The sequence below is a fragment of the Xanthomonas sp. WCS2018Noco2-27 genome, from assembly GCF_031843525.1.
Lineage (GTDB): Bacteria > Pseudomonadota > Gammaproteobacteria > Xanthomonadales > Xanthomonadaceae > Xanthomonas.
Map to the genome: position 1 here is coordinate 923,085 of NZ_JAVTIK010000001.1, position 20,750 is coordinate 943,834.

Here is a 20,750-nt window from a genome sequence, read left to right on the forward strand (position 1 = left end):
CACAGCAGCAGCTACCGATCGACAACGTCACCCGTCTCCGGAGGACCGCACGATGATGACCACCATGCAGCGCGATGCGATCGCGCGTGCGCAACGCGGCGATTGGGAACTGGCCGATGCGATGGAACTGGCGTGCCTGGAACGCATGACGTTTAACGGCGCCTACGCGTTGTTGTTCGGCATCTGGGAAGGCGGCCGGCTTCGGCGCTTTGCCTATGGAGAGGCGTGCGACGACGACGCGGACATGCAATTCGTCAACGACAGCGTCCGCCTCATCGTCGATCTCAACGGCAACGTTCTGCAGCGCGCCGAGATCGATCACGAACTGGATAGCAGCTTGCTGAGTTCCGTGGAGCGCACGCGGCTTTGGGCCAATTCCATCCTGTCCGAATACCTCGCCACCTTGCCTGCACCGACGCAGGCCCCCTTGATTCCGGAGACTGTCTGATGCGTGCCACCGTCAATTCGAACCAGCTGGCGGATGCGCTCAAGCACAGCGCAGCGCCGGCAAAAAGCACCATGGAACTGCTGCAGTTTGCCCGTATCACGGCAGGCAATGGTGAGCTGCAGATCGAGACCACCGATACCCAGGTCTACACGCGTATGACCATCGCTGCAGACGTGCAGGACGACGGCCAGCTGCTGTTGCACGAAAGCACCCTGCGTACCATTGCGGCCGGCGGCGGAAAACTGGACCTGCGCGCCGACGGGCAAGTGGTCCGCGGCCGTTCGCGCTATCGCGTGGGCACCCATCCCGACCCGTCTGCACTACCGGACGCCGAGCGGATGAAGTGGGAGCCGATCGAGCTGCCGGCAACGATGCTGGCAGAGGCCGTGTCGCACGTGCAGCACGCGCCGGATGACAAGGACGTGCGTGCCTACTGCCGCGTCGTCTTCGTCGAAACCGGCAAGGTCTGGGCGACCGACGGCAAACTGATGGCGCGCCGCGCGATCGCCTATACGGGACCCAAGTTTTGCTTGCCGGTGTACCAGCTCGGGCGCATCACCGATGCGCTCGGGCAGCCGGAAGCGGTCATCAGTGTGGGGCGAGCGGCGGGCGTGGCACATGTGTTGGCGTTGCGCATCGAGAGCGCTGCGATGTGCCTGATCGTTCGCATGGTAGAAGCCCAGGTGGTTCTGGACATCGAGAAGCTGGTGCCAGATCCGGCAGCTGCAGCGGCACGCGTGCGTTTTGACCGCAAGGCCATGATCGAAGCCCTGAGACGTTTCGTTCCTTTCTCCGCCTGGGGCGGTGAGAAGGGCATCAATCACTGCATCGCGCTGGAGCTGCTGCCCGACGCGGTGGTGATGACCGACAAGGCCGGCGAGAACGTGGAACACCTGACCGAAGCCGGTGCTGCGCTTGAGCACTCGGGCACGATCCGCGTCGGCCTGCACCCGCGCCAGCTGCAGCAGATCCTAAGCGCCATCCGTACTGACCAGGTAGTGCTGCACCTCGCACGCGAGGTCAAGGGCGCGGCCTTGGTCCAGCCCCTCGACGTGTCGCCCGACGAGATCGCCCACGTCGTCATGCCTTTCACTCTTTGAGGTCGCCGCCATGCACGAGGATCAGAACACCAAGCTGCTCGCCGCACTGAAGCAAAAGCCGATGACCGCGGTAGAGATCTGGATGGAACTGGGCATTGCGCGCGCAAGCGCGCGTGTCCACGACCTGCGCAATCAGGGCTTCAACATCGCCAGCACGCCCATCACGGTACCGAACCGCGAAGGCGAGGACTGCCGCGTGGCGCAATACCGGCTCACCGATCAGCAACGCACGTTGCTGCCGGAGTTGCCCGGTAGGGGAGTCATGGCCGCATGATCACCATCATCAGCATCTTGATCACGGCCGTCTTCACCGGTGGCATCGGCTTCCTTGCCGGCCACGCCATCGGGCGCAATGCGTTACACCCCAGCCTGCACGAACTGGCCGAGCGCGCCGACGCGGCGGGCATGGATCTGGCCGCCCTGTCCACGGAAGTTGCAAACCAAGCGTTCCGAGCGGGCACGCTCGCTGAAGCCCGCCTGCTCAAGCAGTGGGCACGCCGGTTACGCACCGCCGCCGCCGAACACCTGACGTGCATCAATGCCATCCAGCTGAGCGACCTTCGCGCAATCGGCGCAGATACACTCGTGACTGTCAGCGTGCAGGACGCCGCGGCTATTGCTCAACGCGGGCAAAAACAGCGGAGTTCGTGCCATGAATAATACATGCAACGCTAACTGCTTGGATCTGACCGCGTGCCAGCTCCACGAAGCACTGATGATGGCGGGTGATCCAGAGTTCGATCGGGAATTCGACGACCGATCCCGCGTGCGAATCTTCTACAGCGAGAAAGGCCACAGCGGAGCAGGTCTCTACTGCGAGTGTGTAGACGCGGAGGAGGAAGGTTGCATCCTCTTGGATGGATCTTCGCCCGCAATACGGGGCACCGCGTCAGCATCTGCTCCTGCGCCAGAAGATGCCTTTCAAGCTGGCGTGTCCACCTGGATGGGCGAGTGCTTCCTGCCATCGCTTTATGCCGACATGACCGAGCGCGGCGACCGCCTGCTGGAAGAGGTGCTAGAGCTGCTGCAGTCGAATGGCTATGACCAGACGCGTGTGGCGACGCTGGTCGATTACGTCTACGGCCGCCCGGTCGGTGAGCCGGCGCAGGAGGTCGGCGGCGTCATGGTCACGCTGGCGGGCTACTGCATGGTGGCCGGGCTGGACATGCATGCCGAGGGTGCCCGCGAGTTGGTTCGGATCATGCAGCCAGAAGTGATGACAAAGATCCGACGCAAGCAGGAGGCAAAGAACGCGCTGCACTTTGATACTCCACTGCCTGGAAATGCCGGACACCCTCAGCCGGCAGCGGCGGTCCCGATCACTGGTGTGCAGGCAATCGCCACAGAGCGCGCGCGTCAGGTGCTGGTGGAAGGCATGACACCCGAGGGCGACGCCGGTTATCGCTATGGACAGTTGGCATGGGCGGCAGTCGCTTATGTGCAGCTCACAGCGATGGATCTGCAGGCCGGTGGGCGGCAACACATCGCCACCGGATCGCCGCCGGCTTGCTGGCCTTGGGATGCGGCATGGTGGAAGCCGCGCGATGCCCACAGGGACCTGGTGCGTGCTGGAGCGCTAATTGCGGCGCAGATCGACTTCATCGACCAGCAGAACAAACAGTCGAAGTCGCAGGAGGCCTTATCAGCCGCAGCGGATATACCGATGATATGGATGACGCATTGGCATTCGGTCGTTGGCGCGCGCAGGTCGCATCGGCCCTGCGCGGCAAGCGAGGACAGTCCATGTTGCGCGATCTGATCGCCGCACTCGACGCGCTTCCGGAGAAGGAGCTGATCGCAGGCATCGTCGAACAGGATGGTTGTTTCTGCGCACTGGGGGCGCTTGCTCACTTCCGGGGAACCGATCTAGATCAGGGCGAACACGGCGGCACCGACTACGACTTTGAGGCCAACCGGGCGGCCAGACGCCTGAACATCGCCCACCAGTTGGTGCAAGAAGTCGTGTTCGAGAACGATGAAGCTGGTGAATGGCGCTACCCCCACGGACAGCACGAACCACCCGAGGCGCGCTGGGAGCGCATGCGCGCCTGGGCGGTGAGCAAGATCATCGACCATCAGGCCAAGCCGGAGGTGCGCAATGGCTGACCGTGACTTCCAGATCAGCAAGCCGCTGGTCAAGGCGTTGCGCCGCTACGCGCATGGCACCAAAGGGCTCGACGAGCCGACGTACCGCCTGCACCTCCAGGCGGTTGGTGCCACCAGCACGCTGGACCTGAGTCGCAACCAGCACACAGCGCTGTTGGAGCGCCTGCGTGCGCTCCCTGACGCGCCGCGCAAGGCGCAGGGGAGGGCAGCATGAAGCAACCAACAGTAGCTGATCTGCTTGCTATAGCGCCAAACCCAGTTCTTTTCTCGCCCTACGCCCTTGCAGCTGCGTTGCGCACGCCTATCTCGGTAGCCACGCAGCTGCGAAACGATGCGCTCGCTCTACAGACAGACGTTTCAAAGCTAATGAGCAATTGCCAAATCAATCAGCACGAAGCCGAAGCTTATCTAGGCCTTTCTGCTGGGTCCTCAGTAGCATGAGTCGTCTGCGTGTTTCCCTCCAGTGTGGCTCTCAACGCATCGCGCTTTTTTTTCAGCCGGACACACTCGTCGTACTCATGGATCTTACTTTCCACCGTATCTGGCACCGATTCGCATATTTTGACGATAGCTGCGTTGTCAGAGAACCTCGCGACGCCATAGACGATTACGGCGCCGAGCGGCAGCAGGGTGAGGATAAGCGCGAAGCTGATCCAGTGGCTGCGTGGGGCCATGCTCTCGAGGGTGAGCACGTCGTCAAAGCGAAGAACAGCGAGAGCTATCCAGATCAAAGAAGCAAACGTACATGTCAAAAAAACGACTTTTTGCCATTCGCCGGGACTGTCGACAATCTCCGCTTTGCTTGCCGCGATGCCGGCACCAGCTATGGCGACAGCCAAAGCCCAATTGCGTCCAAGTTCCAGAATGCCCTCAAGACGCTGGTTCTTCTCCTTTTTGGATTTCTCCTTGGGCTTTGCGCTCTCAGCAACGGCATCTGTCATTTTTCGACCTTAGCTCTTATAGATAGGTTTTTTGGGATCTCTGAATAAACGGCCAAGGCACGTCTTACTGGAGGGGGATGATGAATCGAGGTTTCCAAAGTGTGATCGTGACCGGGACTATCGGTGCAGATCCAACTATTCGCGCGATGGCCGGAGGCAAGCTCGTTGCCGAGCTGTCGATCCCCGTCACCGAGACCTACACCGACCGCAGCGGCGAGCGCTGCGAGCACACCGAGTGGTTTGCCATCAAGCTGTTCGGCGCTGCGGCAGAAACCGCCGAGCGCCAGTTACGCAAGGGCCGAATGATCACGATCCAGGGGCGCAAACACACCGAGCGATGGAGCGACGACGGCCGGCCGCGCAGCAAGGTGTTCGTGCATGTCAACGCAGCAGGATTGACGTTGCACGCCGAGCGAGAACACGCGCAGACGAAGCCGGAACACCAAGGCCGTGCCGCAGCCAAAGCACCAGCATTTCCTGGCGAAGAGGAGCGGGGCGATGACTTGCCGTTTTGATTCACTCGCTCACGCGTTTGGCTCGCGGGTGGTGGGCGACTGCCTCGCGCAGCTGCGCCATGTCGATGCCCAAATACAGTGCAGTGGTCACCACGCTGGCATGGCCCAGCAACTGCGACAAAGCCATGAGGTTCACGCCGCGCCGGTGCAACTCGGTGGCAAATGCAGTGCGCAGCCTGTGCGGATAATGGCCGGTCCACGGCCTGGTAGAGATCGTCGCGTCGAGCGCCGCCACGGCACCGCCGTGCCCGTAGCCCAGCGCATTTGCATACTTACGCACAATCACCCACACGCTGCGTGCATCGCGCAGCGCATGGCCGTGTACGGTCAAAAAGAGCGCATTCTTCTTTCCCGGCCGGAGTTTCCCGCGTTCGCGCAAGTACGTATGGAGCAGCCCAACGCAGTGTTCGCCGATGGGCACCAGCCGCTCCTTGTTGCCTTTGCCAAACACGATCAAGAAGCCATCGGGAAGGATGCTACCAACCTGCAGCTTTGCCAGTTCACCCGCACGCAGACCGCATTGGTACAGCGTGGCCATGATGACGTGGTCGCGGAAGCCGACATACGTGGTCAGATCGGGCGCTGCCAGCAGCATGCCGACCTCGGCATCGGTGAGCGCCCAGACGCGGCGCACGGGAACGCGGCAGCAGCGCGGCAAGCTGGCTGGCTTCCACGCATCCGGCTGGTTCTGCGCAAGCCATCGGAACCAGCAACGCAGCGCGTTGACCTCAATGTTGACGGTGGCCGGCCGCACCTGGTCACGTCGCAATCCAACGAAACGATGGACCACATCGATACCGCTGCGATCTACAGGATTGTCGGTGGCAAAGCGGTCAAACCGCGCAAGCGCACGCAGATACGACTTCGTGGTTTCAGGCGATCGCCCAGTGATCTGGAGGAACCACACGAACCGCTCGCGTAACGCAGGCTCCGAGATCGAACAATAAGCACGTATTACTGTCATCAACTGTCAACCAGACCTCAAAAGAGACCGGCGAACAGACCGAAACCAATCGAATGTAAGATGCTGAAAGGGCTGAGAAAACCGTCAGGAAATTTCCGAGATCGTGTCTCTCCCTGACCAAGCAACCCGAGATCTTACATAATATACATTATGCGAAATCAGATCTGATGGCCTTACGGGCGCGGCTCCGCTGGATCTGGCTTTGGATCAAGACTTGCCTGCCGAACGGTTCTCCTAGCGAAACGGAACTCTCCGCATGACAGGCACCTACAACTTTGACCGACGCCCGCCTTGCTGGCCAGTGGGAACGCCTTGCCCGAACAGCTGCGCACATGATCTGCATCGGCGCATGGTGACGAACCATGCCGAACTCACCGGCCCGTGGGCTGGTTGGCGGTTGGCCGGGCGCGACCTGATTGCGCCCAGTGGCGAACTGATACCAGAACGCCGGCTGCGTGGCTCGCTGTGGCATGCCAATGCTGGCGACATTCGGGATTCGGTCCGCCGTCGAAACGCCAACCGCAAAGCGGTTCAGCAGTCGATGGGCAAGGTCGTCGTCGTGGATCTTGGCGAATGGCGAGACCGCCACTTCGGGCGAGGCGTTATCCGTAGGGGCTATGCCCCTACACCCCCGGCCTACAATGCCAGCTCACAAGATCGGGGGCGGCATGGAACGCAGATATCAGCAAGCAGACTCATCAGACCTATGGTGGCAGATTGCGCTTGGCGGCTTCATCGCACTACTAGCGCATAGCATCGTCGTTGGGCTGTACACCAGATACGAGACGCGCCAAGCGATGGCGCAGCTTGAAAAAGAATCGAAACTAGCGACGCAGCAGATGCAGCGCGTACTTAGACAGGACGTCCAGACACCCAGGAACGCGCCTGAGGTGCGGGAATATGACCCACCAAGACCGTTAAGCGACGGCGAGCGCTGCTTACAAGGCCGCCGTTTCAAACGCGTGTCAAACGGCTGGGTGCAGCTGACGCACGATCCCTGCTGATGGTCTACAGATCAGCCGTGGTCGAAGGAACGCTAGTAGCAGAAGCGTAAGACTTCGACTCGGGGAAGGTGCCGACGTCACGTGTGCCCCTTGCAATGACAGATCCTGCGAGCTGCAAAGGCTGATTCTGATGACCCACCTGCCCGGTTTGCGCCTGCTGCTGTTGTTGCGCTGCTGCTGGCGCACGTCCTTGTACGGGTTGTGAGGAGCGCCATTGCGCGCAAGCGTGCGGCACATGGGCTGGGGAAGATCGTACCGCGTGCCCTGCTCTGTCAGACAGGTACAAGACGCCTCGCGCGGATCTGAGGCGGTGGGCACGCTGGACATGCAGAACACCTGCGGATCAGCGGCAACCGGACGCTGATCGAACACCTCAGCAGTCCACGGCATCGTTTCAAAACGCGGTAGGTGCTTGGCGGCATAATCACTCTTGCCGGCATATATGACCTGGCCGTTGTTGTCGCCGCTCAGCACGCCAGACCCGAGCGCTGAAGCGCCCGTGCCCGGCGTGCTGGCTTGCTCCTTCTCACCGCCTCCCATCAGGCTTGGATCACCCATGTTGACCTCAAAGCCTCGGATTTTCTTTTCAGCAGCCGAGTATCGGACTCACCTCACCTATCAACGAGGCAGTACGCCAGAATTTTCCACCGCTGAGTGGAAGAAGCCGGCTTCGATTCCGGCTCCTACGGCACCCACAAGATGCGCAGGACCAACAACGCTTCGCTGATCTACCGCAGGAGACGAAACCTCAGGGCGGTCCAGCTATTGCTTGGGCATACGAAGCTAGAAAGCACCGTGCGCTACCTAGGCATCGAGGTCGACGACGCCCTAGAGATCGCCGAGCAAACGGATGTCTAAGCCCAAGAGGCCACTCCTCGACCGGCAAGGTCGAGGAGCGGCCAGAAGAAGAAGTTCAGAAAGTGCTGCGAGACCTCGCCCGAAAGAAGGAACTTCAGGAGGTTCCTGCTGATCGCTTCGCAACCCTGAGCATCCCTTCCGGCCACTATGGGGAGTAGCACATCGATCGAACGTTTGGCCCCGCCCCGCGTACTCCGTGATGGCTAGGATCAGCACGATCCACGCCAAGGCCTGGACCTTTGCCGCCAGCACCGAACACGCCTGAGTTCAAGCGCCGAGCCAGCCAAGCCAAACGCGATGCCACGTCTGCTCCCGGCGATGTCGTGGGTCTGCGCTCTACTTGAAATGATACAGATCGGTCTATATCATCCGCGGCGAATCCACTGCCGGAGTGATCATGAGCAAGGTTCGCGAGCGCATCCTGGATGTCGCCACCAATCTCTTCTATCGGCAGGGGATTCAGGCGGTCGGCGTGGACGCCATCATCAGCACCGCGGAAGTCGCCCGCATGAGCTTCTATCGGCACTTTCGGTCGAAGGAAGGTCTGGCGTTGGCAGTGCTGGAGCGGCGCGACGAACGACTCTGCGCATGGTTCGAGCAGGAGGTCGAGCGCTTGGCGCCCGATGCAAATCTGCGGCCGCTGGCAGTGTTCGACGCCTTGGCGATGCGCCTGGCCAGTCCCGACTACCGCGGTTGCGCCTTCCTCAACACCATCGCCGAGACGCCGCCGCCCAGCCACGCACTGCACCGGGCTGCGGCTGCGCACAAGCACCGCTTCGAGGCCTACTTCGCCCGTTTGTTGCGAGCGGCCGGTCTGGACGAAAGCGCGGCCGGCGATCTCATGCTGCTGTTCGACGGTGCCGTGGTCACCGCGGTTCGCGAAGGAAACCCGACTCCCGCCACGCGGGCAAAAAACATGGCGGCGCGGGTGCTCGGCATCGCTCCGGCGAACTGAGTCAGTGTCTTACTGAGAGAGTAGTTATGTCTGCGGAAGTTGTGTCGCAAGACCCGGTCGCTCGCGGCGAACGGTTGTTGCAGTTGGATGTGCTGCGCGGTCTGGCCTTGTTCGGCGTGCTGCTGGTCAATATCGGTTACTTCTGCGGTGCCGATTTGGCGCGGGAAGCCGGGGTCGCCTATCCGCTGGGAGACTTCGGTGGCTTGGCCGGCGACCTCGTTAGGGTTCTGTTGGAGAACAAGGCGGCGGCGCTGCTGTCGATCCTGTTCGGTGCTGGCCTCGCCATCCAAGCCGATCGTGCGTCCGAAAATGGTCAGTCGCGCTGGCCGTTTGCGCTGCGTCGCAGCGCGGTGCTCGCCCTGCTGGGAAGCGTGCACACGTTCTTGTTGTGGAACGTCGACATCCTGCTCGACTACGCACTGATCAGCTTGATGGTTCTGCCCTTCTTGCGGCTGTCGGCCGGCCGGGTGTTGTGGGCGATCCCGGTAGTGCTGATCGTCTCAGCGGTGATTGCCGGTCCGATGCAGGCGCTTGCAACGGATCTGCCGTCGGCGCAAACCTACATCCTTGGTCTCCAGCACTACGGGCAAGGTGGGTGGCTCGACGCCCTGCAATACCGATGGTGGGAAACGCTGCATGTGGTCGGCCCGATGCGTATCGCCAATCGCTTCGTCATCCTGGCGCCGTTCTTCATCGTCGGCGTTGCGGCCTGGAAGGGCGGATGGCTTTCGGCGCCGGACGCGCATCGGCGCCGGCTGCGGCAGGTCTTCGTGCTCTGCTTCAGCTTCGGGCTGGTGGCCAACGCGGTGCCGCAGGAGGCGCTGCATGCCTGGGTGAATCAGCTTGCGCTGCAGCCGCTGCGGGTCTTGATTAAGGCGACCTTCTTCTTCGCCAAGTTCGCGCTGACCCTGGGCTACGCGGCCGGCATCCTGTTGCTGCTGCAGCGATCACGCTGGTGCGTGTGGCTGGGTGTGTTCGCGCCGCTCGGTCGCATGGCGCTGACCCAATACCTGCTGCAGTCGCTGGTCTGCACATGGATCTTCTACGGCTTCGGTCTGGGCCAGTACGGGCGGATGCCGCTCGACCTGGCGCTGGCGCTGGGCGTGCTCCTGTTCGCTATGCAGGTGATCAGCAGCCGCTGGTGGTTGGCGCGCTTCAGCATCGGCCCGGTGGAGTGGCTGTGGCGGCGATTGAGCTACGGCGGCATTCGCCAGCGCCCACCGGCGCTCGCAGCGGCCGGGGCGGAGGCTGAACAGGCCCGAAGCCGGTAGCGTGGGTGATGCCGCGTCGCGGCATTAGCGCCGCGTTTTTTGCGCCTGTCGGCGGGGTGGTGTGTGGGCGGATTCAGCGCCATGAGCGCGTCGCAGCGGCCGCCGGCGTCGACAAGACCCGGATACTGGGATGCCGTCAATCTACCTCACAGCCGCGCCGGCTACGCGGCCTTCTTTGGCTGAGCGCTGGCAGAACTCCCAGGGCCGACTAAATTGGGAGGATTGCGCCAAACGAAGCTGAAGAAGACCTTCGCCCATGCTGCTACACCCGATCCATCACGGCAAGGGAATGTTATGGCCCGCTACCGTCACGTTGATTACAGCCCACAACTGATTCCGGTCGACCTCCAAGCGCAGTGGGTGCCGGCCAGCAACCTTTGGTGGAGGCCGTAATGTCCGCTTCGTGTCGTCCCGAGCTTGAGGCGCTGCTTCCGCCTGTGACGACTCATTGGAGGGGCTTCGAGATAAGGCACTGCTGTTGTTTGGTTTTGCCAGTGGCGGGCGCCGACGCAGCGAGATCGCGGCGGCTGACTGGCAGGACCTGCGCTGCATTGGCGAAGACGCTTTGCTGGCGGGGTTAAACGGGGACTTTGCCGGTTACAGCCTGCGCTCGGGCTTTATCACCTAGGGCGGTCGCCAGAGCATCGCCCTGCCCGCCCTAATGGCGCTGAGTTGCCGGGGTTGCCCAGGCCTGCTGTTGCCAACTGCGAGAGCGACGATGTAGACGACCCGACGCCGATCTACACGCTCCTCCCGACACTCTCTGTCAACGATGCCTCCCAGAGCGCCGATCTGCTCCTTGGGCAGGTTGATCGCGCCCGGAGCGAAGCTGAAATCGCACCTGCGCTGAAGTCCGTGATTGCATTACCTCCGAGATCCACGGCGACTGAAGCCGCGATTGCGCAGCGCCTGACGAAGATGCTGCTGCGTGCGCGGGGCGATGACGCCAGTTTCACTGCAACCGAGCTGAGCGTCGCGTCGGACATCCAACTGGCACTTCAACGCGTTGAAAGCATCCCTGGGGTCCACTCGCAGCTGCGGTCAAGCTATCGCGACTATGTGGAGGCGCACTTGTCGGCACCTCGTTGCGCAGCGAGCCTGGCTGGCAATCATCGGCTGCTTGAACAGCGTTTCGTCGCGGAGCTACCCAATGATCGGATAAGCGAGCCCGCATCTCCAGCTCCATCGAAAGAGCCGGAAGTGGATGCAGCGGTGTCTCTCATCCGGCAAGCGGGTTATAACGTCCGGACCCAGCTGCTCGGGTATGTCGGGCAGGAACCACTACGTGACACCGCGCTAGCCGCTGCTTCCAAGGAATTCCTTGATCAAATCGAGACCGGCCCGCTGCGCGAGGCGGCGGCCTCCGATGGCACCGGCCGTATACAACGTGCACAACTGATAGAGACTCTCAGATACCTTGAGTACGCACCCGCCGGGGGCTCGCGTGAGCGTGGCTTTGCGTTACTCGATGGACTACTCGACGGAGCGCACTACCAGCGCGACCATGACGTCTGGTTCGGCGATTTCAAACGCGTTGCGGATCAATCAATGCGTTGGCATGACCGAGAGCTGAGGCTGCGCCATTTATCAGCTAGCACCACCCCTGTAATCCGAGTCTACGCAATGCTTATGCAGCGCAAAGAATTTCCATAGCCGTCTTGAAGCGTGTTATGAACTTTGAAAACGCGTGGCTGTCATTTAAAGCATCTGACCTACCCCGTCCGTTGAAGCTTTTCGCCAAGGTGTTATCAGTGGCTGTGCTACGCCAGAAGAAGTCCAGCTCCACTCCGTTTTCATACGCCCAACTATCCATCGCTCTGCCGGCAAACTTGCCCGCCTTGTCCACCTTCATCTGATACGCCCAGGGTTTCCCAGACATCTCAAGGCCATGGGAAATGGCTGATTCGGAGGTGTCCATGAGCAGCAAGCGGTATACGGGTGAGTTCAAGATCGAAGCGGTCCGGCAAGTGTCCGATCGTGGATTCAAGGTGGCAGAAGTCGCCGAGCGACTGGGTGTCACCACGCGCAGCGTCTTCGCCTGGCTGCGTAAGTTTGGCAAACCTGGCGCGCTCACTGTTGGGCGAGTCAGCACGTGCAGACTTTCGCTTACAGAAGCCGGGCACCGCTTCTATGCACAATCCCGATACCAATCAGTGCACATACAGATCAGTTCGACACCAGTGTCTGCACCAGCACGGTGAGGTCTTCGCGCATAGACATGCGAGCCCCTTAGTGGCTTGAGCGTGACATTTCAGCTCACGTCTACTAGTTGACGGTTCGCCTCCCCCGCTCGCTACCCGTCCAGCGAGAACGCGCGACGCCAGTCGCGCGGGCTCACCTGGAACGCCCGGTTGAAGCTTTGGCGGAACGATACGGCCGTGCGGTACCCCGATCGTTCCGCCACCTGATCGATGGACAGCGAGGTGGACTCGAGCAGATCCTTCGCCCTGCGCAGGCGCTCGGCATCCAGCCAGCTGCCGACCGTCATGCCGGTCGTCTTGAGGAAGCGACGGGTAAACGATCTCCGGCTCATGGCGACACGTTCGGCGAGTTCATCCAGCGAATGATCGCGCTGCAGGTTTTCGCGCATGTAGTCCAGCAATCGGCTGAGCAGTGCATCCTGCGGCGAGGCTGGTATCGGCTGGTCGATGTATTGGGATTGGCCGCCTTCGCGGTGCGGCGGCAGGACCATCATGCGGGCGATACGGTTTGCCTCGCGCGCACCGCAGAGCTTCCTGACCAGATACATGCAGCAATCCAATGCCGCCCCGCTGCCTGCCGACGTCACAACACGGTCTTCGTCGACGTACAGGGCATTCATGTCGAGCGTGACTGCCGGAAAGCGCGCGTGGAAATCCGCTTCGGCGAGCCAGTGCGTTGACGCGGCATGTCCGTCAAGCAAGCCTGCGTAAGCAAGCGCATAGGCGCCGTAACACAGGCCCACGACGTGGGCGCCACGCTGATGGGCCGCGATCAGCTTGGCGCTCAGCGCGGCACTCGGTGCGTGATCCAGATCGGCCCAGCCGGGGATGATCACCACCTCGGCCTGGTCAAGCAGTTCCAGTCCGCCGTGAGGTATCACCGCCACCTGCCCACCCGATAACGTGACCCCTCTCCGCTCCGCGGCAATCCGCAGCTGGAACAGCGGCGGGTCATCCGAATGCACGTCGAAGATCGTCAGCGGGACGGACAGTTGGAAGGTGCTGACGCCTTCGGGCGCTACTACGACGACCCGGATGGGCCCGCTGCGTTGCTGGGATGAACAGTGGCTGGCCATGGCCCGATATCATCTATGTTGGTCTTTCGGGCCACTATACACAGCTTCGCGTCCGCCTCAATCTGGGCGCCATCCGCTCACCTTGAGAGAACCACATGAAACTTCCGTCCCTTGCACTTGCCACGGTGTTGGCTCTGGGTATCCAGACCAGCGCAAACGCGGCAGCCCCGGCATCCCCTACCACCTCGATCCAGCAGATCCGCAATGCCACGGCCAAGATCACCTATGGCGACACCGTGCTGCTGGTGGACCCGATGCTGGCGGCCAAGGGCGCCTATCCCGGCTTCCCGGACACGTATCGCAGCGAACTGCGCAATCCAACCGTCGACCTCCCCTTCGATGTGGGCCAGGTGCTCAAAGATGTGGATGCCGTCCTGCTGACCCACACCCATCTTGATCACTGGGACCCCGCCGCCGAAACGCTGATCCCACGGCAGATGCCGATGTTCGTCCAGCATGAGGCGGACGCCGCCCTGCTGCGCGGCAAAGGGTTCGCTGATGTCCGTATCCTCCCCGCGCACGCCACCTTTGGCGGGGTAAAAATTTCGCGCATCGCCGACCAACACGGCACGGCAGCCATGTTCCAGGTGGAGCCGCTAGCAAAGCTGCTCGGCAGCGTGACCGGCTTTGTGTTCGAGAAGGCCGGTGAGCCGACCATCTACCTCGCCGGCGATACCGTGTGGACCGACGACGTACAGGACGCGATCAAGCGCTATACCCCGGATGTCATCGTGCTCAACACGGGCGATGCGCGGATCAAGGGCTTTGATGCCGGCATCATCATGGGGGTGGCTGACACCTCGCGTGTCCATGCGCTGGCACCGAAGGCGAAGATCGTCGCCGTGCATATGGATGCGGTGAATCACATGACCGTCTCCCGCGCAGACCTGCGCCGCTACGTAAGTGAGAAAGCCATCCAGGACAGCGTGCTGATCCCTGAAGATGGCGAAACCCTGAACTTTTGAACGAGTACAACATGAACACTGCACTGATCGTTGTCGATATCCAGAACGACTACTTCGCGGGCGGCCGCTTCACGCTGGAAAACAGCGAACAGGCCCTGATCGCAGCGCTAGACGCAATCGCGAAGGCCAAACAGGCTGGTGACGTAGTCGTGGGGATCCAGCACATCGCGCCTAGCGATGGTCCGTTCATGGCGAGAGACACCCAAGGTGCCGAGCTGCATCCCGCCATTGCGGAGGCGCTGGAGGGCTGCCCGGTGATCGAAAAGCATCAAGCCGACAGCTTCCTTGGCACTACGCTGGGCGAAACACTCGCGGCCCGGGATGTCTCGGCCATTCGACTGGTAGGGATGATGACCCAGCACTGCATCACGCATACGGCACTGTCGCCGGACGCAGCGGGCTTTGACGTCACGATCATCGGCGCGGGCTGCGCTGCGCCGACCGCGGTGATCAGCGGTATCGCGCTCTCCGGACTGGCCGGGCGCTGCAACGTAGTCTGATGTGTGCCGGGGCGCCTGTGGAAGGCAGGCGCCTAGCAGTAGCGAGCATGCGAGCACTGTAGTGACGCCTCTGTAGCCTCTACGCAACCCGCGCGTGCGCCTGACGTTGACGGAACGTTGCAGGTGTACGGCCCACCTTGCGCTGGAACAACCTGATGAAGTTGGGTGTGTCGCTGAAACACAATTGTTCAGCGACCTCCAGTGACCCACCGACGACGTGCCCCGCCCTAAGTAGTGGTCGGGTTTAGAGTCTGGAGTTGATGATATCGGTGTTTGCTAAATGTTGGGCATAAGCGGCCGGCGTCATGCCGCCGATTGCCTTCTTGGGTCGGTGCTCGTTGCATTCGCATCGCCAGCGTTTGATCTCGGTGCGCGCATGCAGCAGTGTTGGGAACCCTTGTTCGTTGAGGCAGTCGTCGCGTAGCCGGCGTTTGAAGGATTCGACGTAGGCGTTCTGGTTCGATTTGCCTGGTTGGATCAGTCGCACCTGCACGCCACAGGCATGCGCCCAGACGACCATGGCCTTGCCGCAAAACTCCTTGCCGTTGTCGGTACGGATGACCACGACCGTGCGCCAGCCGGTTCAGCGCACGCGTCACGCCACGGCCCGAAATTGCACGCTCCACCTCGATGACCACTGTTTCGTGTGTCGCGTCGTCCACGATCCCCAGACACTTGATCACCCGACCCTCGGCAGTGCGATCGAACACGAAGTCCATCGGCCACACCTGGTTGGCCTGCGCTGGCCGCCGATATGGCTTGATTTTTTACTTCAGCGATATCTTTATTCTCTAGCTTGGTGTTTGCAAGTTAGCAGTCTAGAACAACCAACTTTGATCTTTGAAATGCAAAAGGCACGACTATGATGACAACTGTAGTTGACGTGTCGGTATGTCCATACATGTCGATTTGGCAGCGCCATGAAAGCCAAATTCAGTGGGGCCTATGGCAATCCATAATCTACTTCTTGCTGCCCTGCCCTACCATTTGCATGTTCGCGCTTCACTCTGTCAAACGAAACACCAAGCGAAGCGACTAGATCAGTAGCTGTTCGTTTCAGTCCTCATCACTCTCGCGCTCCATCCGTACAAAAACCTCTATGTCACGCGCCCCAACTTTCGGGCAAGAGCAGTCTGTCGCTCAAGCGTCCACACGCCGGTTGACGAGTAGACGCTGCATACAGAGAGCATTGCTAGCGCTTGCTTGATTCGTTGCCCGCGTCAACGCAGCAATACAGCGCCGTCATAAAAGCATTTCAAAATCGTCATTTGCCGCGCTTAAGGTCGCACCAGCGGCGAGGTCCTCGCCGCATCTTGGGGGCGCCTTTCATATGGACTTGCGAGGTATGGCGATGCTCAGTGTGCTGGCTGTCAGCGCACCGGACGCTACTGCCATGGAGCCGGTGGAAGATGCGCATTTCGACATCCTGGCTTACCAGGTTGTCGGCAATACTCAGTTACAGAACGTGCAAGTCGAGCGTGCGGTCTATCCGTTTTTGGGTCCACAGCGCACCGCCGCCGACGTCGAACAAGCGCGTGCTGCACTCCAAGGCGTTTACGAGGCCGCAGGACTGGCAACGGTTGCGGTCAGCGTTCCCGAGCAGGATGCGGCCAGCGGTTTGGTCACGCTGCAGGTCACCGAGCAACGCGTCGGGCGGGTGCGTGTAGTGGGCGCGGACTACTATTCGCCGGACGACGTCATCCGTGGTGCGCCATCGCTTGCCGAAGGCAGCGTGCCCAACTTCAAGGACGTGCAGCGCGATATCGTCGCGTTGAATCAGTTGCCCGACCGGCGTGTGACGCCACAGGTCCAGGCGGGTGCGCAGCCGAATACGGTCGATGTGGATCTGGCTGTCGACGACGCATTGCCGCTGCACGGTTCGCTTGAACTCAATAACCGCAAGAGTGCCAACACCTCTGAACTGCGGCTCAGTGCGGCAGTGCACTACGACAATTTGTGGCAGCGCGGTCATAGCCTGAATGTTTCTGCGCAGACCGCGCCGCAGAATCCTGACGATGCGCGGGTGTATTCCGCCTCTTATCTGGCGCGCTTTTCAGACTCGCCGTTCTCGTTGCTGGGCTACAGCGTACGCAGCGATAGTGAGGTCGCCGCGATCAACAGCTACAACGTGATCGGCAACGGGTCGCTGTCCGGGTTACGCCTGATCCGCGCGCTCCCCAATGGCACTGGATTCTTCCATTCGTTGAGCCTGGGAGTGGACTACAAGGACTTCAAGGAAGACACGGTGTTCGGCAGCGACCGTAGCTCGGCACCGATCCGGTATGCGCCGTTGAGCGCAGCCTACAACGCGAGCTGGGTGCGCGCGCGCAGCGCCAGTGCGCTGACCTTCACCGCCACCGCCAATCTCCGCGGGGTGGGCGACGATGCGCGCCAGTTCGATGCCAAGCGCTACCGCGCACGCCCAAACTTCATGCATCTGCGCGCAGATGGGTCGCAGACCCGGACGCTGGGCGAAGACATTCAGCTCTACGTGCATGTGCAGACGCAGCTCGCGTCAGAACCATTGATCAGCAACGAGCAATTCAGCCTGGGCGGTCTTGACAGCGTACGCGGCTACGACGAGAGCCAGGCCTTGGGCGATTTTGGCGCAATCGGCCAGTTGGAGCTGCGCAGCCCCTCGTTCGCATCGGCTGCAGCAAAGCTAGTGCAGGAGGCACGCGTGTATGCGTTCGTCGATGGGGGCTACGCACGCATCCGCGATCCGCTGCCTGAGCAACGGGTTAGCGAGACCCTGATCAGCACTGGTTTGGGATTCACCTTCAAGGCCGTGTCGCATCTCAACGGCGCGGTGGATCTCGCCGCGCCGCTGTCGCGCCCGGATGGACGCAAGCCGGACGAACTCAATGTGCTGTTTCGGCTGTGGGGCGAGTTTTAAGCCGGACGCAATCAACTTTTCAGTGGGGTAACGCGTGAGCAGATTACGGCTGTATGTATTCGTCGGTTTGATGTTGACGGCACTGCCTGCCATGGCAGAAACGTGGTGGGACGCGAAATGGAGTTACCGCGCCAAGGTTTCGCTCAACACCACATCGACCGGCGCGGCGGTCGAGCAGGCACCTGGCCGCGTGCAGGTGCTGGTACGGCTGCATTCGGGAAATTTCAATTTCACCGATGCCAAGCCGGACGGCAGCGATATCCGGTTTGTTGCAGGCGATGACCGCACGCCACTGAAGTACCACTTCGAGAAATACGATGGTCTGGTCGATCAGGTTGCGCTGGCATGGGTGGACCTGCCTGCCCTGCCCGCCAATGCGATGACGCCGCTGTTTGTGTACTTCGGCAATCCAGAGGCGAGTACCGGCGCGGATGCAAAGAAGTCTTACGACGCCGACACCCTGGCGGTGTACCACTTTGCCGATGCGCAAGGCGCCGGTCAGGACACCACCGCTTATGCCAACAACATTGCTGCACCGTTGGCACTGGCCGACACGGCGCTCATCGGCTCGGGCCTGCGCCTGGATGGCACCGCTCCGGTGTCGGCGCCGGCCTCCACATCGCTGACGTTGCCTGCCAACGCTGCATTCACGCTCTCTGCCTGGATCAAGCCGGCCACGCCTGACGCGTCCGGGGTGCTGCTGGCGCTGCCGGGTGCACTGAACGTGTTGCTGGAAAAAGGCACCGTGGTAGTGGAGTCGCGCAGCGGCGCACGGCTGGCAAGCGCCGCGCCGTTGGTGGGCGATGCATGGGCGCATCTGGCGGTGCGTGCCGATGGCAAGCAACTAGCGCTGTACCTCAATGGGAAGAACGTGGGCGAAACCGCGGCGACGGTTCCGGCGACGACCGCCGGGCTGATGCTCGGAGGAGAGCCGGGCACGACGCGGCCCAACTTTATCGGTTTGCTGGACGAGGTCGAACTGAGCAAGGTTGCGCGCCCTGTCGGCGCAATCGAGGCGGCGGCACGCAGCCAGGGCGTGGATGCGCGTCTGTTGACGTTCGAGCCGGTGGAGCAGCGCGCCGGTGAAGGCGGACATGGCTACTTCGGCATCCTGCTCAATGCGCTGACACCCGATGCCTGGGCGGTGATCTGCATTCTGGGGGTCATGGCATTGATCAGCTGGTGGGTGATGGTGCGCAAGGGGCTGTACCTCAATGCCACTGCCTCTGCGAATGCACGTTTTTTAGGCGCTTTCCGGCAGCAGTTGGCGCAGCATCCGTTGCATGCGCCCAGCTGGCAACAGCTACATGCAAGCGGCCCGTTGAATGGCGCTCGATCCAATCTGGCGCGGTTATTGAATATCGGATTGGAAGAGCTGCGCGGGCGTCTTGCCGCCAGCGGTACCTCGGTGGTGCGCACACAGTCGATTGCGGCCATTCGCTCGGCACTGGATGCAGCAGTGGTGCGCGAAGGACAACGCATCCACAAAGGTATGGTGTTGCTGACCATCGCTATTTCCGGCGGCCCGTTTCTCGGTCTGCTGGGTACCGTGGTGGGGGTGATGATTACCTTTGCCGCGGTGGCTGCCGCTGGCGACGTCAACATCAATGCCATCGCGCCCGGAATCGCGGCGGCATTGTTGGCCACGGTGGCAGGGTTGGCCGTGGCCATCCCTGCCCTGTTTGGCTACAACTACCTGCTCAGCCAGGCCGATGCGGTCGCGGCGGACATGCAGGTGTTCGTCGACGAACTCGAAAAACGCATTGCCGAAGATTACGCCGGCGATGCACCCGCACGCGTGCAGGGAGGCTGAGCGCGATGAAGGTCCAGGGTCGCAAGCCGTACGACGACATCAACATCACGCCGATGCTCGATCTGGCCTACGTGCTGTTGGTGATCTTCATCATCATGACGACCGCAGCGGTGCAAGGCATCAAGGTGGACCTGCCGAAGGCCAGCGCGGCCAAGCCTTTGTCCGAACCGAAGACCAAGGTGATAGCGATCGACAGCAACGGCCAGGTCAGCCTGGACGCGGTGCCGGTCAGCATGGACGAGCTGGAGCAGCAGCTACGCAACGCTGTGGCCAACGATGCCGAGCTGCCGGTGATGCTGCGCGGCGACCGCACCGTGCAGTACGAAAAAATCATGGCGGTGCTGGATCTGTGCAGCAAGCTGGGCATCGGCTCGATCGGTCTGGCGTCACAACGCCAGCCTGCGGGCTGAGCACGCGGCGATGGATGCCCTGGACCCCACACAACCGTTGCTGGAAACCACCGGCGTCGGGCGCTGGCGCAAGCTGGCCATCGTGCTGGCAGTGCTTGCACTGTTGGGGTGGCTGGTCTCGCTGGCACTGCGCCCTTCTACCGCGCCACCACCGCGCGCGGCACCGCCGCGCATCACCCATGTGACGCTGCCGCCCCCTCCTCCGCCCCCGCCGCCACCCAAACCCGAGTTGGAGCCGCCCAAGCCGCAGCCGCGCATGCTGGACAAGCCGATGGCCGCGCCGGATCCGTCACCGCCCAAGCCGGCGGAAGCGCCCCCCGGCGATCCGCTGACCGCCGCCGCCGGACCAGGCGACAACCCGTTCGGCCTGCAGGCCGGCAATGGCGGCGGCACCCGGATTGGCGGTGGCGGTGGCGGCAGTGGTAGCCCTTTCGCGGCCTATGCGGCATCGGTGCAGCGCGCTGTGCAGATGCTGTTGCAGCGCGACGAGAAGACGCGCAAGGGCCGCTACCGCGCCACCGTGGCGGTGTGGCTCAACAGCGACGGCAGCATTGCGCGCACCCGCGTGATCGCATCTGCAGGCACGCCCGAACTGGACGCGGCCATCGCCCAGGCGTTGCAGAACAAGCCCTTGCCCCAGCCCCCACCCGCCGATCTCCCGCAGCCCATCCAGTTGCGGATTGGCGCGCTCGCACCCGGTTGACGTTCCCCTCTTTCAGGAAGCTCG

Annotated in this window: 23 protein-coding genes and 3 pseudogenes; 20 read left to right on the forward strand and 6 right to left on the reverse strand. The window is 61.9% G+C overall.

Translation table 11 applies throughout. The features are described 5' to 3' along the window. Nucleotides 1-52: 52 nt before the first annotated feature. The 7 genes from RQH86_RS04105 to RQH86_RS04135 are packed head-to-tail and all read left to right on the forward strand — an operon-like array spanning nucleotide 53 to nucleotide 3,868. Nucleotides 53-448: a hypothetical protein gene (locus RQH86_RS04105; RefSeq protein WP_311238276.1), complete on the forward strand. Its 396-nt coding sequence runs from the start codon at nucleotides 53-55 to the stop codon at nucleotides 446-448. After that, nucleotides 448-1,548, forward strand: a complete 1,101-nt coding sequence (locus RQH86_RS04110; RefSeq protein ID WP_311238277.1) for a hypothetical protein — start codon at nucleotides 448-450, stop codon at nucleotides 1,546-1,548. The genes RQH86_RS04105 and RQH86_RS04110 overlap by 1 nt, the downstream gene beginning before the upstream one ends. Before the next feature lie 10 nt (nucleotides 1,549-1,558). After that, complete coding sequence (locus RQH86_RS04115) at nucleotides 1,559-1,822, forward strand: helix-turn-helix domain-containing protein (RefSeq protein WP_311238278.1); 264 nt, start codon at nucleotides 1,559-1,561, stop codon at nucleotides 1,820-1,822. Then, on the forward strand, nucleotides 1,819-2,208 hold the full coding sequence (locus RQH86_RS04120) for a hypothetical protein (RefSeq protein ID WP_311238279.1): 390 nt from the start codon (nucleotides 1,819-1,821) through the stop codon (nucleotides 2,206-2,208). The genes RQH86_RS04115 and RQH86_RS04120 overlap by 4 nt, the downstream gene beginning before the upstream one ends. Beyond that, nucleotides 2,201-3,307, forward strand: coding sequence for a hypothetical protein (locus tag RQH86_RS04125; protein ID WP_311238280.1), 1,107 nt, complete (start codon nucleotides 2,201-2,203; stop codon nucleotides 3,305-3,307). The genes RQH86_RS04120 and RQH86_RS04125 overlap by 8 nt, the downstream gene beginning before the upstream one ends. Next, complete coding sequence (locus RQH86_RS04130) at nucleotides 3,292-3,654, forward strand: hypothetical protein (RefSeq protein ID WP_311238281.1); 363 nt, start codon at nucleotides 3,292-3,294, stop codon at nucleotides 3,652-3,654. Before RQH86_RS04125 ends, RQH86_RS04130 begins: the two co-directional genes overlap by 16 nt. After that, nucleotides 3,647-3,868: a hypothetical protein gene (locus RQH86_RS04135; protein ID WP_311238282.1), complete on the forward strand. Its 222-nt coding sequence runs from the start codon at nucleotides 3,647-3,649 to the stop codon at nucleotides 3,866-3,868. Before RQH86_RS04130 ends, RQH86_RS04135 begins: the two co-directional genes overlap by 8 nt. 190 nt (nucleotides 3,869-4,058) lie before the next feature. Here the strand turns inward: RQH86_RS04135 and RQH86_RS04140 are convergent, their stop codons facing one another. Then, a complete protein-coding gene (locus tag RQH86_RS04140; protein WP_311238283.1) occupies nucleotides 4,059-4,595 on the reverse strand; it encodes a hypothetical protein in 537 nt (178 codons plus the stop codon). An 80-nt stretch (nucleotides 4,596-4,675) separates the two neighbouring features. Between RQH86_RS04140 and ssb the strand changes: the two genes are divergently transcribed. Beyond that, the gene (gene ssb, locus RQH86_RS04145) at nucleotides 4,676-5,110 is read left to right on the forward strand and encodes a single-stranded DNA-binding protein (RefSeq protein WP_311238284.1); all 435 of its coding nucleotides are present in this window, start codon (nucleotides 4,676-4,678) and stop codon (nucleotides 5,108-5,110) included. A gap of 1 nt (nucleotide 5,111) precedes the next feature. Here the strand turns inward: ssb and RQH86_RS04150 are convergent, their stop codons facing one another. Together RQH86_RS04150 and RQH86_RS04155 are read right to left on the reverse strand one after the other, a co-directional pair. Next, complete coding sequence (locus RQH86_RS04150) at nucleotides 5,112-6,074, reverse strand: tyrosine-type recombinase/integrase (RefSeq protein ID WP_311238285.1); 963 nt, start codon at nucleotides 6,072-6,074, stop codon at nucleotides 5,112-5,114. A gap of 965 nt (nucleotides 6,075-7,039) precedes the next feature. Continuing rightward, nucleotides 7,040-7,636 carry a hypothetical protein gene (locus RQH86_RS04155; protein WP_311238286.1) on the reverse strand — a complete coding sequence of 199 codons (597 nt, stop codon included), beginning with the start codon at nucleotides 7,634-7,636 and terminating at the stop codon, nucleotides 7,040-7,042. Between the two features lie 96 nt (nucleotides 7,637-7,732). Here RQH86_RS04155 and RQH86_RS04160 point away from each other — a divergent pair, with 96 nt between their 5' ends. From RQH86_RS04160 to RQH86_RS04180, 5 genes and pseudogenes are all read left to right on the forward strand, one after another. Continuing rightward, nucleotides 7,733-7,936: a hypothetical protein gene (locus RQH86_RS04160; RefSeq protein ID WP_311238287.1), complete on the forward strand. Its 204-nt coding sequence runs from the start codon at nucleotides 7,733-7,735 to the stop codon at nucleotides 7,934-7,936. Nucleotides 7,937-8,333: 397 nt separating this feature from the next. Next, nucleotides 8,334-8,891, forward strand: a complete 558-nt coding sequence (locus tag RQH86_RS04165) for a TetR/AcrR family transcriptional regulator (protein ID WP_053069772.1) — start codon at nucleotides 8,334-8,336, stop codon at nucleotides 8,889-8,891. A 41-nt stretch (nucleotides 8,892-8,932) separates the two neighbouring features. After that, nucleotides 8,933-10,162 (forward strand): DUF418 domain-containing protein, encoded by a 1,230-nt coding sequence (locus RQH86_RS04170; protein WP_311238288.1) that lies wholly within the window; start codon nucleotides 8,933-8,935, stop codon nucleotides 10,160-10,162. A 350-nt stretch (nucleotides 10,163-10,512) separates the two neighbouring features. Continuing rightward, nucleotides 10,513-10,787 (forward strand): annotated as a pseudogene (locus RQH86_RS04175) (hypothetical protein); the annotation flags it as partial. 47 nt (nucleotides 10,788-10,834) lie between these two features. Next, nucleotides 10,835-11,815 carry a hypothetical protein gene (locus tag RQH86_RS04180; protein WP_311238289.1) on the forward strand — a complete coding sequence of 327 codons (981 nt, stop codon included), beginning with the start codon at nucleotides 10,835-10,837 and terminating at the stop codon, nucleotides 11,813-11,815. On the opposite strand, the gene RQH86_RS04185 is transcribed toward RQH86_RS04180, so the two are convergent. Further along, nucleotides 11,790-12,080, reverse strand: a complete 291-nt coding sequence (locus RQH86_RS04185) for a hypothetical protein (protein ID WP_153066241.1) — start codon at nucleotides 12,078-12,080, stop codon at nucleotides 11,790-11,792. The two genes, RQH86_RS04180 and RQH86_RS04185, sit on opposite strands and share 26 nt — an antisense overlap. Here RQH86_RS04185 and RQH86_RS04190 point away from each other — a divergent pair. Next, nucleotides 12,079-12,222: pseudogene (locus RQH86_RS04190) on the forward strand (transposase); the annotation flags it as partial. The gene RQH86_RS04185 and the pseudogene RQH86_RS04190 overlap by 2 nt on opposite strands. 233 nt (nucleotides 12,223-12,455) lie before the next feature. Here RQH86_RS04190 and RQH86_RS04195 read toward each other — a convergent pair. Continuing rightward, nucleotides 12,456-13,439: a helix-turn-helix domain-containing protein gene (locus tag RQH86_RS04195; protein ID WP_311238290.1), complete on the reverse strand. Its 984-nt coding sequence runs from the start codon at nucleotides 13,437-13,439 to the stop codon at nucleotides 12,456-12,458. A 95-nt stretch (nucleotides 13,440-13,534) separates the two neighbouring features. Here RQH86_RS04195 and RQH86_RS04200 point away from each other — a divergent pair, with 95 nt between their 5' ends. Next, nucleotides 13,535-14,404, forward strand: coding sequence for an MBL fold metallo-hydrolase (locus RQH86_RS04200; RefSeq protein ID WP_115513001.1), 870 nt, complete (start codon nucleotides 13,535-13,537; stop codon nucleotides 14,402-14,404). Between the two features lie 11 nt (nucleotides 14,405-14,415). Next, entirely contained in the window at nucleotides 14,416-14,904 is a 489-nt protein-coding gene (locus tag RQH86_RS04205; RefSeq protein ID WP_311238291.1) for an isochorismatase family protein, read from the forward strand. A 244-nt stretch (nucleotides 14,905-15,148) separates the two neighbouring features. On the opposite strand, the pseudogene RQH86_RS04210 reads toward RQH86_RS04205, so the two are convergent. Next, nucleotides 15,149-15,653: pseudogene (locus tag RQH86_RS04210) on the reverse strand (integrase core domain-containing protein); the annotation flags it as partial. Between the two features lie 596 nt (nucleotides 15,654-16,249). Here RQH86_RS04210 and RQH86_RS04215 point away from each other — a divergent pair. The 4 genes from RQH86_RS04215 to RQH86_RS04230 are packed head-to-tail and all read left to right on the forward strand — an operon-like array spanning nucleotide 16,250 to nucleotide 20,726. Further along, nucleotides 16,250-17,800, forward strand: a complete 1,551-nt coding sequence (locus tag RQH86_RS04215) for a ShlB/FhaC/HecB family hemolysin secretion/activation protein (protein WP_311238292.1) — start codon at nucleotides 16,250-16,252, stop codon at nucleotides 17,798-17,800. 34 nt (nucleotides 17,801-17,834) lie between these two features. Continuing rightward, nucleotides 17,835-19,613 (forward strand): DUF2341 domain-containing protein, encoded by a 1,779-nt coding sequence (locus RQH86_RS04220; RefSeq protein ID WP_311238293.1) that lies wholly within the window; start codon nucleotides 17,835-17,837, stop codon nucleotides 19,611-19,613. 5 nt (nucleotides 19,614-19,618) lie between these two features. Further along, nucleotides 19,619-20,023: a biopolymer transporter ExbD gene (locus RQH86_RS04225; protein WP_115527826.1), complete on the forward strand. Its 405-nt coding sequence runs from the start codon at nucleotides 19,619-19,621 to the stop codon at nucleotides 20,021-20,023. 10 nt (nucleotides 20,024-20,033) lie between these two features. Next, nucleotides 20,034-20,726: a TonB family protein gene (locus tag RQH86_RS04230; protein WP_115512998.1), complete on the forward strand. Its 693-nt coding sequence runs from the start codon at nucleotides 20,034-20,036 to the stop codon at nucleotides 20,724-20,726. Nucleotides 20,727-20,750: the final 24 nt, after the last annotated feature.